The organism is Sorangium sp. So ce131, assembly GCF_051519095.1.
In the GTDB taxonomy this organism is placed as follows: Bacteria; Myxococcota_A; Polyangia; order Polyangiales; family Polyangiaceae; genus Sorangium.
The window spans coordinates 9,106,070-9,120,131 of record NZ_CP150455.1; the positions used below are offsets into that span (position 1 = coordinate 9,106,070).

The 14,062-nt window shown below is 72.7% G+C and carries 11 protein-coding genes; 1 reads left to right on the plus strand and 10 read right to left on the minus strand.

What is annotated here, in order from left to right; all coding sequences use genetic code 11:
- Positions 1-454: 454 nt before the first annotated feature.
- Positions 455-1,261: a helix-turn-helix domain-containing protein gene (locus tag WMF43_RS32845; protein ID WP_437670864.1), complete on the plus strand. Its 807-nt coding sequence runs from the start codon at positions 455-457 to the stop codon at positions 1,259-1,261.
- A 57-nt stretch (positions 1,262-1,318) separates the two neighbouring features.
- On the opposite strand, the gene WMF43_RS32850 is transcribed toward WMF43_RS32845, so the two are convergent.
- From WMF43_RS32850 to WMF43_RS32895, 10 genes are all read right to left on the minus strand, one after another.
- On the minus strand, positions 1,319-3,415 hold the full coding sequence (locus WMF43_RS32850) for a hypothetical protein (protein ID WP_437670865.1): 2,097 nt from the start codon (positions 3,413-3,415) through the stop codon (positions 1,319-1,321).
- Between the two features lie 45 nt (positions 3,416-3,460).
- On the minus strand, positions 3,461-4,936 hold the full coding sequence (locus WMF43_RS32855; RefSeq protein WP_437670866.1) for a hypothetical protein: 1,476 nt from the start codon (positions 4,934-4,936) through the stop codon (positions 3,461-3,463).
- The gene (locus WMF43_RS32860) at positions 4,933-7,212 is read right to left on the minus strand and encodes a bifunctional metallophosphatase/5'-nucleotidase (protein ID WP_437670867.1); all 2,280 of its coding nucleotides are present in this window, start codon (positions 7,210-7,212) and stop codon (positions 4,933-4,935) included. Before WMF43_RS32860 ends, WMF43_RS32855 begins: the two co-directional genes overlap by 4 nt.
- A gap of 101 nt (positions 7,213-7,313) precedes the next feature.
- Positions 7,314-9,473: a phosphoenolpyruvate--protein phosphotransferase gene (ptsP, locus tag WMF43_RS32865; protein ID WP_437670868.1), complete on the minus strand. Its 2,160-nt coding sequence runs from the start codon at positions 9,471-9,473 to the stop codon at positions 7,314-7,316.
- Positions 9,470-9,754 (minus strand): HPr family phosphocarrier protein, encoded by a 285-nt coding sequence (locus WMF43_RS32870; protein ID WP_104983917.1) that lies wholly within the window; start codon positions 9,752-9,754, stop codon positions 9,470-9,472. Before WMF43_RS32870 ends, ptsP begins: the two co-directional genes overlap by 4 nt.
- Positions 9,751-10,821 carry an RNase adapter RapZ gene (rapZ, locus tag WMF43_RS32875; RefSeq protein ID WP_437670869.1) on the minus strand — a complete coding sequence of 357 codons (1,071 nt, stop codon included), beginning with the start codon at positions 10,819-10,821 and terminating at the stop codon, positions 9,751-9,753. Before rapZ ends, WMF43_RS32870 begins: the two co-directional genes overlap by 4 nt.
- On the minus strand, positions 10,818-12,110 hold the full coding sequence (gene hprK, locus WMF43_RS32880) for an HPr(Ser) kinase/phosphatase (RefSeq protein WP_437670870.1): 1,293 nt from the start codon (positions 12,108-12,110) through the stop codon (positions 10,818-10,820). Before hprK ends, rapZ begins: the two co-directional genes overlap by 4 nt.
- Positions 12,107-12,586: a PTS sugar transporter subunit IIA gene (locus tag WMF43_RS32885; protein ID WP_437670871.1), complete on the minus strand. Its 480-nt coding sequence runs from the start codon at positions 12,584-12,586 to the stop codon at positions 12,107-12,109. The genes hprK and WMF43_RS32885 overlap by 4 nt, the downstream gene beginning before the upstream one ends.
- 361 nt (positions 12,587-12,947) lie before the next feature.
- Positions 12,948-13,313, minus strand: coding sequence for a ribosome hibernation-promoting factor, HPF/YfiA family (gene hpf, locus WMF43_RS32890; RefSeq protein ID WP_437670872.1), 366 nt, complete (start codon positions 13,311-13,313; stop codon positions 12,948-12,950).
- 211 nt (positions 13,314-13,524) lie between these two features.
- The gene (locus tag WMF43_RS32895; protein ID WP_437670873.1) at positions 13,525-13,869 is read right to left on the minus strand and encodes a hypothetical protein; all 345 of its coding nucleotides are present in this window, start codon (positions 13,867-13,869) and stop codon (positions 13,525-13,527) included.
- Between the last annotated feature and the right edge of the window lie 193 nt (positions 13,870-14,062).

Genomic DNA, 14,062 nt, shown 5'->3' on the forward strand with positions numbered 1-14,062 from the left:
CAGACCACGTCCGGATCGGGTGGTGGCTTCCGGCTGCCGGGGTCCGTTCCGCCTCGCCACCGGGGCTGCGTCAATTTTTCCTTCGCGTCGCCGGCTCCGGACGCTCGGATTTTGTACCAATAAATTCGACGAGTTGCAGAGTTAGCCACAACCCGCTGCCGGACGGGATTTGTCCTAGCGGTGCGCGAAGGCACTAGACGGAACTATCTGAACGGGTATACAGTAATACGTACTTGAGGCGCTGAACGTGTACCCCACAGGGAGGGGTGCGGGCGGTCCGGTCCACACACGGCGACCGGCGCCGCCGGCCCGATCTCCCTGATGGGCGAGATCCGCCTGCGGGCGCCGGCGCCTGCGAGGGACCTCGTCCGCCTGCCGGACGGATCGGGCTCGCGCAGCCCCGGGGCACGTGTGCGGCGCGGGCGAGCGCACAGACGAGCTGCGAAGGGGCGAGATGAAGACGCAATACACGCTGCTGTCCGGCGAGACGGTCGAGTTCCCGACGCCGACCGGCGAGCTCGACGTGTTTCTGCGCCGGGTGCTCTTGGCGGCGACGGATCCGGCGGTGTCCGAGGCCGAGCTGAACGACCTCGTGCTCGGCCCGGAGAACCCGCTGCTCGACAAGACGGCCGTCGTGGGCCGGAGCGTGGCGACGGCGGACGTGTACCGCGACCCCCTGTTCCACGTGATGCTCGACTGCATCGCGCGCAAGCGTCTGCCGGCGCAGCCCGCGGTGGCGGCGCCGCGGACGCGGTACACGATGACGGTGCCCGAGGCGGCGCAGCAGCTCGGCATCTCGGAGAGCGCCGTGCGCCAGGCCATCTACGCGAGCCGGCTGCGCGCGAGCAAGGAAGGGGGCACCTACTACCTGGACCCTCACTCCGTCGCCAGCTACCGCGTGAGCAAGCGCGGGCCGCGGCGGCAGGACCAGCAGGCCAAGGGGCGGCCCGGCGCCACGCTCGACGCGCGCATCGGCTCGGGGCCGGACGCGAGCTTCCGCGTGAAACACAGCCGCGACGAGTTCGAGCTGACCGAGCGCCGCGGGCCGGAGTGGACGGGCATGATCCCGTCCGGGTGGCGCCGCATCGCGATCCTCGGCACCTCCAAGGAGCTCGCGCGCTACTGGGAGATCGAGCCCGCCGAGGGGGAGAGCGTGCTGCATTTCGAGGGCTTCTACGTCCGCGGGGGCTTCCGCGTCGTCGAGACCGTGAGCACCACGCAGCGGGCCGTGGCGGCGTTCAAGGCGTTTCAGCCGCGCTGACCGCGGCGCGGTGCGCGGTCGGCGCGCGGTCAGCGTACCGGCGCGGCGCCCGCGAGCTCAGTAACGCGCCTGGACGCTCACGCCGCCGCCGAGGAAGTCGGGGCTGACGAAGGTGCGCAGGGCCAGCGTGCCCTCGGAAGGGTCGCGCTCCATGAACGTGCCGTTGTTGTCGCGCACGTACTGGACCCACGCGACGGCCGAGAGGATCCGGCTGATGTCCCACCGGAGGCTCGCGCGCGCCTGGAAGACGGGCACCCCCGGGCGGTTGTAGGGCAGGATGGAGTAATTGCCCTGCTCGCGCACGAGCACGGTGCGCGCGATCGGCGCGCTGTAGGCGTCGAAGGAGGTCGTCTTGAACGTCGCGGGGAACTGGAGCCCGGCGCCGAGGCCGGGGGTGAGCCGCGCCGATGGGATGTAGTAGTCGGCCGCCGCGGCGAAGAAGAGCTCGTCGGAGGTCGAGGCGCCGCGGGTGTCCGGGATCGTCTGGAACGGGATGAAGCTCGGCTGGTTGCGCAGCACGAAGGGCAGATCGCGGTAGATGCCCGTGAGGCTCGCGCGCACATACCCGGTCTTCATGACCGCCTGGAGGGCGGCCGCGCGGGCGGACTGGAGGGTCGTCGCGCCCGCGGACTCGAAATCCTTGAGGTTCTGGGCGAGGTTCGAGGCCTCGAGGCTCACCGCCCATGTGGTCTTGCCGGGCGTGTAGGACTCGGGCTTGAAGATGATCTGCGGCCGGTTCGGGTCGTTGCGGTAAAGCAGGAAGTCCACCGACTGCGGGATCGGCTCGTTCTTCGTGTGGGCGACCACGCGGGCAGAGGCGCCGAAGGTGTAGACCGGGTCGCCCGCGACGTCGGGCCACTCGAACCTGCCCTGGTTGAAGTAGCCGGCGCCGAGGTCGACGTGCACGTAGGGGTGCACATCGGCGCCGGCGCCGGCGAGAAACCCGTAGTTCGTCTGCGCGATGCGGATCTCCTCGGTATCGCTCGTCCCGGGGGTGAGCACCTCCTGGACCTGGGTCAAGCTCGCCACCTTGAAGCCGGCAAACACGCTGAACCGCTCCGCGTCGTACTGGATCTTCGCGCCGGGGGCGGTGCCGATGATGCGCGGGAAGATCGATTGGTTGATCGACGCGTTCGTGCCGCCCCACGAGATGTCGTAGAGATAACCGAGGCGGAACCGGTCGGTGTCGAGCGGCCAGAGCGTGATGCCGAGGCCCGTCTTGCCGTCGGGGTTGCCGTCGGTGTGATAGAAAGCGCGGATGAACGAGCCCGCGTCGTAGAGCGCCTGATTGACGTTGTTCGTGTTCCTCGACAGGGCGGCGAGGTCGATGCGCAGGACGAGCGAGGCCTCGGTGTCCAGCCGCTCGATGAACGCCGGCATCTTTTTGTAGAGCGCGAGGTGGGTCAGGTTCTCGCGGCCGCTGAAGCGGGAGTTCAGGTTGTCGAAGAAGAGGCGGTATTGCTTGCGGTCGCCGACGCTCAGGTCCGGCGAGATCGGCTGGGCCTGGCCGGTGTCGTGCAGCAGGTCGTCGTCGCCGAGCGTCCAGGTGAGGCGCGTGTCCATGGCGTCGCCCACCCGGACGGGCAGCTCCTCGGTGGAGCGCGCCGCCGGCGCGTCGGGGAGCTGCGCCGCCGCGGTCGCGCGCGGCAGCGCGGGGGCCGCGGCGGGGGCCGCGGCCGGCGAGGGCGCGAGGGCGGCCGGCGCGGTGAGGGCGGCCGGCGCGGGGGGCGGGCGCAGCGCGGCGGAGCGCGCCCGCGCCTCGTCGGCCTGGGGGCCGCCCGCGGCCGCGACGGCGTCGTACTCGGAGGCGGCCACGTCGGTCCGGCCCTGCTGCTCGTGGCAGGCGGCCAGCTCGAAGAGCAGCTCGGCCGGGGGCGGCCCCGGCGCCCCGGCCTGCGCGGAGGCCACCGCCGCGGCGTGCGCCTTCAGGAGGAGGGCGCACGCGCCGTCGATGTCCCCGAGGGCGCGCGCGCCGCGGGCCCGGTCGCGCAGCTGCTCCGCGGTCTCGTCGGCGCGCGCCGGCGCCGCCGCGGGCGCTGGCTGGCCGGGCGCCGGCTGACCGGGCGCCGGCTGGGGCTGGGCCAGCGCCGGCGGCGCGAGGGTGAAGAGCAAGGCCGCGGAGACCGCAGGGGCGAGGAGCGCGCTTCGATGCATGGCGAACCGTGGAGTTCCTTGGGGCTGAAGTGAGCCGGCGCGGCGCTAGTTGGTCTCCGCGTCGTTGTCGTCGAGGCTGCGCGCCCGCACGCAGGCTTCCTTCGAGGGCTTCGGGGCCGGCACGCAGCCGGACGCCTCGCAGGCGAGATCGTCCGGACAGCGGGCCTCGATCGTCCAGTTGAGCGATCCGCCCGAGAAGTTCCGGAGCGTGCCGGTCACGGCGCCGAGCACCTCGCCCCGGTGCGAGGTCGGATCGAACGCGCTCACCGTGCCCGTCTGGACCTGGATCATGCTCGATCCATTCGAGATCTTGTAGTTCCCGCGCGCGGAGTACCCCGTCCACTCGCTGCACTCGGGATCGTCCGAGCACGCGTTGGCGCACCGCCCCTCGGAGGCACTCGCGAAGTCGATCTGGCCGTCGCCGTTGAGATCGCAGTTCGACCGGTCCGGGGCGAAGGAGCTTCCCGTCGCGGGCTTCGGGCCGAAGTTCGCGCTGATGTGGTAGCCCTCGACGCGCACGAGGCCGCTCTCGAGGCGCTCCATGGCGACCGGATCGGCGATCGTCGGGGCGTCGAGCACCCGGGGCTCGGGCACGGGGCACTCGTCCCCCGACCGGAAGGGCGCGATCTCGTACGAGGGGAAGGAGAGCTCGGTGAATCCGAAGAACTCGTTCACGGTGCCGGCCAGGTACTCGATCCGGTCGCAGACGCGCATGTTGGCGGGCGTGTTGAAGTTGAACGCGAAGAGGTGGTTGTACCCGCCGTCCGCCCCGGTCAGGTCGGTGACGTAGAAGCCGTCGCTGGCGACGCGCGTGACGACGACGCGCCGGGGAGCGGCGGTGTTGATCTGGATCCCCTCGAACGCATACGGCGTCGTGGAGCCGCCCCCCTGGACGTCGGCGATCGTCGGCAGGGCGTAGGCGACGGGCTGCGAGTTGCCGGCGCTGAAGGAGCCTTCCTCCTCCGTGTCGTCGTCGGCGAACGCGCACCCGGGGTCGGCGGGGAAATCGACGAGCACGTCGCCCGGCGCGTCGTCGTTGAGGCCGTTGGCGCAGACCGGCTTGCGGCCGCGGGGGGCGGGCTGGTAGCCGATGTCCTCGACCCAGAGCCGGGTCGGACCGTAGACGGCGGTCACGCGGACGACCCCCGACGCGACGCCGCCCCGGAGGCGGATGTTGCGCCCGACGGCGGCGCCCTCCTCCTCGGACGCGACGTCGATCACGGCCCCGGGCTCGACGCCGAGGCGGACCATGCCGTCGAAGGGCGCGGGGCGGCCGGCCGGGTCGCGGGCCTCGATCGTGAACGCCCACTCCTCCGCGGTGTCGCCGCGGTTGGCCGGCAGGGGCAGCGCGGCCGGGGGCGGCGGCGCGCCGTTCACCGACACGACCTCGACCCGGAAGCTCGACACGCCGGTGAGCGGCCCGCCGTCGCCGCCGCACCCGGCCAGCGCCGCCGAGAGGGCCGCGGAGAACGTCGCGGAGAGCGCCGCGGAGAACGTACAACCACGCGCCGGCGGCCTCACTGGCCCACCATCCGCAGGCGGCCGTCGGAGAAGTTGCCGAGGCGCCGGTCGACACACGCGAGGTACTTGCACTGCTCGCCGGCGGCGCTGCACGGGGCGAGCGCGCTCTCGCACTGCCGGCGCACCTCGGCGGTGGGCGCCGCGGCGCAGACGTCGCGCTGGTAGGCGGCGACGTCGTCGCGGCAGCTCCTCAGCACACACGCCCCCTTCGAGCAGGGCGCGTCGCCGGTCCGGCACGACGGGCCCTCGACGACCGACTCGGGGCACGCGCACACGTACCCCTCGCCGAGCGCCTCCTCGCACCGCTCGTCCCGATCGCACGAGACGAGCTCGCCGCGCTCGTCCGAGCCGCACGGGCGCCCGGCGCGGAGGTAGTCGATCAGCGCGTCGCGCTGCTGCACCTGCGTGTCGAACTGGGTCGTGTTGCGCTGGAGCACGCGGAAGCCGCTGCCGCCCTGGGCGAGGTAGTTCGACGTCGCGAGCTCGTAGGTCGCGATCGGGTCGATCGGCTGCCAGCACCGGTTCGCCTCGGGGTCGCAGCTGCCCACCTCGCGCCCGGGGCAATCGGCGTCGCCGTTCGGGCACGGGATCGGCGGCTGGTAGGCGCCGATGTAGATGTGGCTCGCGACGCCGGGCGCGGAGCCCTGGTCGCGGCGCGCGGTGCAGTCGATGACGACCCGCGCGCCCGCGATCTGCGCCTGCGACACGCACCCGCGGCCGCTCGAGCGGCGCGCGACGAAGTCGAAGAGGTCCTGCACCTCCAGGCCGGAGAGCTGCATCTTCGAGATCGAGTTGTCGAAGGGGAAGATGTTGAACATCTGCTCGACCGTCACCGGGCCGGGCACGAGATCGGCGCGGATCCCCGTGGTGTTCGTGAGCGCGAAGTCCGTCTGGATGCCGAGGCGCAGCCACATCGCCGCGGCGATCAGGTTGCCGAGCGGCGAGTCGCCGCCGCTCGTCGAGACGCGGCGCGAGCCGTCCAGCGCGTAGCCGACCAGGAGATCGAGGCTCGCGAGCGCGTCGAGCCCCTGCGCGTACGGCTCGAGCACCGCGCTGACGATGGGGTCGGCGGGGACGTTCTCGGTGACCGGGAAGAGCTCGTACCGCTTCGAGAGCACCTCGTAGCCGTTCAGCGGGTCGTGGCCGGCGCCGAGCTCGGAGGGGTCGTTCGAGAGCACGAGATCGAGGCGGCCGACGTACTTCGCGAACGCCCCGGAGTGCGCGAGCACGACGTCGCGCGGCGCGCAGTAACGCCGGATTTTTTCGCCTTCGCCGGGGTGCGTCTCGTCGTTCAGGAGGATGTAGTGGCTCTGCTTCTCCTCGTCGTAGTACCGCGAGCAGTCGCGGACCTGCTTCGGCGGCTGGAGCACGATGTGGTTGTGCCCGCCGAGCACGACGTCGATGCCCGTCGTCGTCTCGATCATCCGCTCGTCGACGTCGAGGCCGAGGTGGGTGACGAAGACGATGACGTCCACCGTGGGGCGGAGCAGATCGATGTAGAACTGGGCGACCTCGGTGGTGTTCAGCGGGGTGATGCCGAGCCGGTTCGGCGACTCGAAGATCGAGGTCAGGCTGGAGAGGTTGCCCATGCCGATGACGCCGACCCGGAGGCCCTCGAGGTCGAACACCGTGAACGGCTGGAGGACCGCGCCGAGCGGGGAGGCGCCGGGCTGCGCCGGATCCTCGAGCAGGTAGTTCGCCGCCAGGACCGGGAAGCCGGCGTTCTGCTGGATCTGGATGCCGAGGTTCAGCGCGCCGCGGTCGAACTCGTGGTTGGCGACGATCATGGCGTCGACGCCCATCGCGCCGAGCGTCCGGATCTCCGCCTCGCCCGAGTAGAAGTTGAAGATCGGCGCCCCCTGGAAGCAGTCGCCGCCGTCGAGGTGCAGCACGCGCGACGAGCGCGCGCGCTCGCGGCCGATGATGTGGGACATCCGCGCGGCGCCGCCGACGTTCGCGATCCGGGTCGCCTCGCCGAGGCCGAGCCCCGCGTCGACCTGGCCGAGCTGCAGGCTGTACGGGAAGAGCCGCGAGTGGATGTCCGACGTGTGGAGCAGCGTCAGGTGCACCTGCCCCGCGATCCGCGTGGGCGGGCGCTCCTCCTCGCAGCCGGCAGCGCCGGCGACGCAGAGCCCGAGCGCCGCCGCGGAGGCGAGGAACGCGCGCGACGCCCGGGTCCAGAGGGGCGGTCCGCCGCGCGACCGGGCCGCGCCGGGAGCCTCGGAGGGCAGTGCCGCGGCCGCCGGGGCCGCGCCCATGGCATTACGGGACTTCATCCAGCGGCGCCACGCTAGGAAGCCCTTCCCGGGAGCTCAAGTGAAAAGGAGGTGAAGGAAACGACGGTGAACGCGGCGAGACGGTCACGTTGCGATGCAGGTCACTTCGTGTCGCGCTCTCCCGTGAGCAGGTCGTAGAGATCCGGCGCGAACGCCGCGGCGACGCAGCACTCGACCTCCTCGGCCGTGGCGCAGGCGAGCGCCTCGGCCGCGACCGCCTCGGCCTCGGCGACCGAGATGCGCCGGAGCGTCTCCTTGATCTCCGGGATCGCCGCGGCCTCCATGGAGAAGTCGCGGATGCCGAGGCCGAGCAGGAGCAGCGCGGCGAGCGGGTCGCTCGCCATGGCGCCGCAGATCGAGACCGGGCGGGAGAAATCCTGGCCCGCCTGGATCACCTTCGCGATGAGCCGGAGGATCGAGGGATCGAACGGCGAGGCGAGGTACGCGAGCGAGCGGCTGGTCCGGTCGACCGCGAGCGCGTACTGGATGAGATCGTTCGTCCCGAGGCTCAGGAACGCGGCCTCGCGCGCGAAGTGGTCGACCATGATCGCCGCCGCGGGGACCTCGATCATCACGCCGAGCGGGATCTCGTCGGCGCAGGCCTGCCCGCGGGCGCGCACCTGCTCCTGGGCGCGGTGGAGCAGCGCGCGCACCTGCCGGAGCTCCCCGAGGCCGGCGACCATGGGGATCATGATCCGCACGTCGCCGTAGGCGGAGGCGCGCACCATGGCGCGCAGGTGCTCGAGGAACACGTCGGGGCGCGAGAGCGCGAGCCGGACGGCGCGGAGGCCGAGCATGGGGTTCATCTCCGGCGGCACCTGGAAGGTGGAGACGAACTTGTCGCCGCCGATGTCGAACGTGCGCAGCGTGACCGGCTTCGGGCGGAGCGCCTCGACGACGGCGCGGAAGATCTCGAACTGCTGCTCCTCGGAGGGCGGCGACTTGCGGTCGATGTAGAGGAACTCGGTCCGGTAGAGGCCGATGCCGTCGGCGCCCTGGTCGCGCGCGAGGATCGCCTCGGCCGGGAGCTCGACGTTGGCCCGGAGCGACACCTTGACGCCGTCCTTCGTCTGGGGGGCGCGGTGGCGGGCCTCGGAGAGCTCCTTGGCGAGCGCGACGTGGCGCTCGGCGCGGGCCCGCGCCTCCGCGAGCTCGGCGGGGCCCGGGCGCACGACGACGGTGCCGCGCAGGCCGTCGATGGCGACGAGGTCGCCCGTGGACACGCGCTGGAGCACGTCGCTGACGCCGACCACGGCCGGGATCTCGAGCGCGCGGGCCATGATCGAGGTGTGGCTCGTGCGGGTGCCGACCTCGGTGACGAAGCCGACGACCGGCTCGTCGACCATGGCGGCGGTGTCGGCCGGCGACAGGTCCTGCGCGATGAGGATCGTCGGGCCGGAGAAGCGCGGCAGCGCCGCGCCGAGGGTCGCCGGCATCGGGCTCTGCAGGGCGGCGAGGTTGCGGGTGGAGAGCGGCTCGGCGTCCGAGGGCGGCGGGTCCGCCGGCGGCGGGACGCTGAAGGCGCGCAGCAGGCGCTCGCCGACGAACGTGACGTCGTGGCTGCGCTCGCGCAGGTACGGGTCGTCGAGCGCGGCGAAGCGGCCCGCGATCGCCTCGCACGCGACGGCCACCGCCCACTCGGCGCAGCGCCGCTCCTCCGCGACCTGGCGCTTCACGGCGTCGGCGAGGCCCTCGTCACCGAGCATCAGCAGGTAGGCCTCGAGGATCGACGCCTCGGCGCGGTGGTGGTTCTCGACGCGCTTCGCCATGTCGCGCAGCTCGTCCTGCGCGCGCTCGACCGCGGTCTGGAAGCGCTCGAGCTCCTTCTGGATCTCGGCCGACCGGATGCGGCGGCGCGGGTGCTCCGCCTTGGGCGCGCCGATCACGACGGCGGTGCCGATGGCGACCCCGGGCGACCCGGCGATGCCCCGCAGCGTCTCGGTGCCGCGGGCGCTGGGCACGATCGAGTCGTTGCGCGCGCCGGGCGCCATGGAGTCGGTGCGCGCGCCGGGCACGAGCGAGTCGCCCCGCGCGCCGGGCACGAGCGAGTCGCCCCGCGCACCTGGCGCCGCAGAGTCGCCCCGCGCCCCCGGCGCCGCAGAGTCGCCCCGCGCGCCGGGCACGAGCGAGTCGCCCCGCGCGCCAGGCACGAGCGCGTCGCCCCGCGCGCCCGGCGCCATCGCGTCGCCTCGGGCGGCGTCCACGGGGACGGGAAGATCGTCCGGGATCCCCTCGGAGAACGCGCTCGGGCCGCGCGTCACTCGGGCTCTCCGAAGCGCGACGCGATGAGCTCGCCGATGGCGGCGACCGCCTCGGCGGCCTGATCGCCGGTGGCGCGGACCTCGATCTGGGTGCCCATCGAGCCGCAGAGCAGCAGCACCCCCATCACGCTCTTGGCGTTGGCCGACTGCCCGTCGGGACCGGACAGCGAGATCTCGCAGTCGTACCGCCCGGCGAGCTGCACGAGCTTCGTCGCGGCGCGCGCGTGCAACCCCCGTACGTTGATGATGGTAAACCGCTTCGTCACCGCCTCGGTCGTCACCGCTCGCCCCCCGTCACGCTCTTTCCCGATGCCGGGCGAGGCTCCGGCGCGGCCGCCGCCGGCTGCGCCCGCCGGAAGTCCGTGCTCACGGCCCCCGCCGTGCCCTCACCCGCAGCCGAGGGTACTATACTCCCGCTCGCTCGAGCGACGTCCCGATGCACGACCGTGATCGGGAGGCCCGTTTTCCGCCTCAGGCTGTCGCTGAGGACGTTGGTGAGCACGACGGAGCGGTGCCGGCCCCCGGTGCACCCGATGCCGACGGTGAGGTAGCTCTTCCCCTCGTTGGCGTAACGCGGCATGCAGAACGCGAGCAGCTGCTCCGTCTTGGAGATGAACTCGAGGGCGTCCGGGTTCTTCAGGATGTACTCGCGGACCGGCTCATCATTGCCCGTCAGCTCGCGCAGCCCGGGGACGAAGTACGGGTTGTCGAGGAAGCGGACGTCGAAGAGCAGATCCGCGTCGAGCGGGATCCCGTACTTGAAGCCGAACGACAGGAAACGGGTCGACATGAGGGGCGCGTCGACCTTCGCCGGCCTGAGCCGCTCGATGACGACGCGGCGCAGGTCGTGCGTCGACAGGCGCGTCGTGTCGAGCTCGATGGTCGCCCTGCCCCGCAGCGACGCGAGCCGCTCGCGCTCGAGCAGGACGCCGTCGAGCATCGCGATGGCGCCGCTGCCGCCGGTCGTCAGCGGGTGAGGGCGCCGGGTCTCGCTGAACCGCCGGAGCAGCGTCTCGTCCGAGGCGTCGAGGAAGAGGATCACCACGTCGCGCCCGACCCGGATCGAGTCGAGCGCCGCCGTGGCGCCGGCGAGGAACGAGCCCACCCGGACGTCGATGCCGAGCCCGATCCGGGTGATCCCCCCCGCCTCGCACGCCTCGACCGCCGGCCGCACGAGCGAGGTGGGCAGGTTGTCCACGCAGAAGAAGCCGAGATCCTCCAGGGCGTGGAGCGCCGTCGACTTGCCCGCGCCGGACAGGCCCGTGACGACGACGACGCGCGCCGTCGAGCCCTCGGGCTTCGGCGGGGCGGACGGCTCGTGGCCGCGCGGGTCGCTCGGGCCGCTCATCCTCGCCTCCTCGGCCGCGGCAGGCTCACCGACGACTCGGTGGCGTCGAACCCGGAGCCCGGGCGGCTCGGGAGCGGCGGCGGCCGGCCCCGGTCGACGGGCGGCCGGAAGGCGCTGCTCGGCGGGTTCGGCGGGTCCACGCCCAGGGGGGGCGGCGGCGGCCGGGGCGGCGCCGCGGCCCGCGGGGCCCCCTCCTCCGCGACCTTCACCGGCGGCGGGACCGCCGACTCCTCCTGGGCGCGCTCGCGGAGCAGCTCGCCCTCGACGTTGCCGAAGAACTCGCGCGCCGCGTGGAACCCGGCGTTCTTCAGGAGCTCGTTGCGGGCGGCCACCTCGAGGATCGACGCCATGTCGCGGCCGGGGCGCACCGGGATGACGAGCTCCCGGATCTTCACGCCGAGGATCGTGTGGTAGCGCTCGTCGAGGCCGAGCCGGTCGTACTCGGTGTCCTTCGACCACTCGACCAGCTTCACCACGACGTCGATCCGCTTGCGCTCGCGGATCGAGGTCACCCCGAACAGGTCCTTCACGTTGAGGATGCCGAGGCCGCGCACCTCGAGGTGGTACCGGAGCAGCTCCGCCGGGGCGCCGAAGATCATGCCGGGCGGGCGGTAGTCGCACTCGACGGCGTCGTCGGCCACGAGCCGGTGGCCGCGCATCACGAGGTCGAGCGCGCACTCGCTCTTGCCGATCGCGCTCGATCCCATGAGCAGGAGGCCCACGCCGAAGACGTCGACGAGCACGCCGTGCAGGCGCAGCCGCGGCGCCAGGCGGTCGTCGAGCAGGGCGTGGAGCGCGGTGATCGTGACGCTCGACCGCACCGCCGAGACGAGCAGCGGCGTCCCGGTCTCCTCCGCGCACTGCGCGAGCTCGGGCACGGGGAAGAAGCCGATGCCGGAGCTGTTGGTCTCGAACGGCTGGTCGCCCTGCGTGAGGATGACGCAGCACAGGCCGAGCTCGAAGAAGCCGCGCAGCGAGCGGAGCCGGTCGTCGCGGGAGAGCTTGTGGAGGAACGAGAGCTCGGTCTGGCCGAGGATCTGGACGCGCGTCGGGACGATGCCGTGGAAGTGGCCGACGAGCGCGAGCCCCGACTTCTGGATGCGGGTGTTCATGATCGGCCGGTCGAGGCCCGCGGCGCCCGCGAGCAGCGTGAGCTCGATGCCGAGCCCCTCGTCGGCGATCAGGCTGCGCACCGTGAGGGCGGGGCGGTCCAGCCGCGCGCCCGGCGGCTGCGGCGGCGCGGGCCCGCGGCCGCCTCCGTGATGTCCGGTGCCGCTCGCGCCGCTCATGACGCCGACCTCCCTTCCTCCGCCGCGATGAGATCGAACGCCGCCCGCCCGGTCGAGGCGCCGAGCAGCCGCTTCCTGAAGGTCTCGTCGCGCAGGAGGCGGGAGATGCGCGCGAGCGTCTTCAGGTGCTCCCCGGTGGCCCGCTTCGGCCCGATCACGGCGACGAGGATGGACACCGGCGCCCCGTCGATCGCGTCGAAGTCGATCGGCTTCGGGCAGAGCAGGACCGCGCCGATCAGCCGCTCGATGCCCTCCATGGCGCCGTGGGGGATGGCCACGCCGCTCCCGACGCCGGTCGACTGCAGGCGCTCGCGCTCGGCGAGCACGCGCTCGATGTCCTCGCTCTTGACCCCTTGCTGCCCTGTCGCGAGCAGGGCGGCCAGCCGGCGGAGCGCGTCGGCCTTGGAGCGGACGAGGCCCTCCTGTTCGCTGGCGACGGATACCTGGTGCGCGGTCAAGATGTCGCAGACTTGCATGCTGATTTCGGCGCTCTGGCGAGGTGGGAGGGCTCTGGGATAGCGCACATACACCGCCGGCGCGGAGCTCGGCGAGGGCCGAGCGTGCCGACAGGACCATCGTACCCTGGGGACCTCGGGTACGCGACTCAAGGACGCTACCGCGGCGCGATGTCCCGGAGAGCCGTGATCTTCAGCCTCGCCGCCGGCCGGGGGCGACCGCCGCGCGCAGCGTCCGGGGCAGGGTCCCCGGGCCGGCTGCGCGCGGGGGTGCGCGGCCTGCCCCCGCGGCGGCGAGCGCCCTCCGCGACCTCAGCGGCGAGCGCCCTCCGCGACCTCGGCGGCGAGCGCCCTCCGCGACCTCAGCGGCGGGCGGGGCGGCTCACGATCGGGAGCGCGCCGCCGCCTCCGCTTCCCGCTCCACCTCGGCGGCGTACTCGCCGGCGCTCGTGCCGCCGCGCTTGCGCGCCATGGTGTGCCCCTTGCCATCGCGGATCTGCCGCTCGAGCTTGTCGTGGACCCGGTCGATCGAGGCGTACATGTCCTCCCCCCGCTCGGTGGCATGGAGCGCCACGCCGCCCGCGGAGACGCGGACGTCGGCGACGTGTTCCAGCCCCTCGACCGAGAGGGTCACCTGAGCCGTCATCGCCTGCCTTAGGAACTTCTGGAGCTTGGCGACCTTCTCGTGGGCGTACTTCTTGACGGCCTCGGTACCCACCATGTGGCGGAACGTGATCGTGATGTTCATCGGGCCCAGCCTTCCTTCCCTGACGCGTAGAGGAAACAATCGACTGCGTCTACAGAGCACCCCGTCAGCACGATAGTAACACCGCTGTAGAGGTCGGGTCTGCTCTTAACGAGGCTGGCCTTCCGTTTTGTTCGTTGGTGCTCCCACGCTCACGACGCGGCGCGCAGCGCTCAGGCCGCGCGCTCCTCCGCCGGTTCACCGGTGCAGCGGGTCAACGGGCCCTGGCCCGGCCCGCGTGCTCCATGGCCCGGCGCACCGTGTGCGGGGCGTGCCCAGAGGCCTGCGAAACCTCGACGACGGTGGGCTTTCGTCCCAGCTTGGCGGCGAGCTCCCGCGCGCTGACGAGGACGGCCCGCAGCACGGCGATGTCGTCGTCGTCGAGCGGCTCGGCGACGCGGAGCCCCTCGGCCTCCAGCCGATCGATGATATATTCCACCGCCTCGTACGAGACCGCCCGGTGGCCCACGACCTCCGCGATGTCGTTGAGGTCCACCCGGCCGGTCGGCCGATGGCGCCTGAGGAGCTCCTGGACGATGACGTCGATGGCGTTCCGCACGGGGCCAAGGTGGCACCGCCGCGCACGCCGCGCACGCCTGCTCCGCGCCTCTCGCGGGCGCGTCTGCCTGCCCCCGCGCGGCCGAGGTGGGCGGCTGGCTGGCTGGCTGCCTGCCCGCGCGCGGGCAGGCAGCCAGCCAGCCGCGCCCGCGAGAGGCGCGGAGCAGGCGCAAGCACGGGAATGACGACAGCGA

Excerpts from the sequence above, each read along its gene's own strand:
- WMF43_RS32845 (WP_437670864.1), top strand. The coding sequence starts at position 455 with ATGAAGACGCAATACACGCTGCTGTCCGGCGAGACGGTCGAGTTCCCG.
- WMF43_RS32850 (WP_437670865.1), bottom strand. The coding sequence starts at position 3,415 with ATGCATCGAAGCGCGCTCCTCGCCCCTGCGGTCTCCGCGGCCTTGCTC.
- WMF43_RS32860 (WP_437670867.1), bottom strand. The coding sequence starts at position 7,212 with ATGAAGTCCCGTAATGCCATGGGCGCGGCCCCGGCGGCCGCGGCACTG.
- rapZ (WP_437670869.1), bottom strand. The coding sequence starts at position 10,821 with ATGAGCGGCCCGAGCGACCCGCGCGGCCACGAGCCGTCCGCCCCGCCG.
- hprK (WP_437670870.1), bottom strand. The coding sequence starts at position 12,110 with ATGAGCGGCGCGAGCGGCACCGGACATCACGGAGGCGGCCGCGGGCCC.
- WMF43_RS32885 (WP_437670871.1), bottom strand. The coding sequence starts at position 12,586 with ATGCAAGTCTGCGACATCTTGACCGCGCACCAGGTATCCGTCGCCAGC.
- hpf (WP_437670872.1), bottom strand. The coding sequence starts at position 13,313 with ATGAACATCACGATCACGTTCCGCCACATGGTGGGTACCGAGGCCGTC.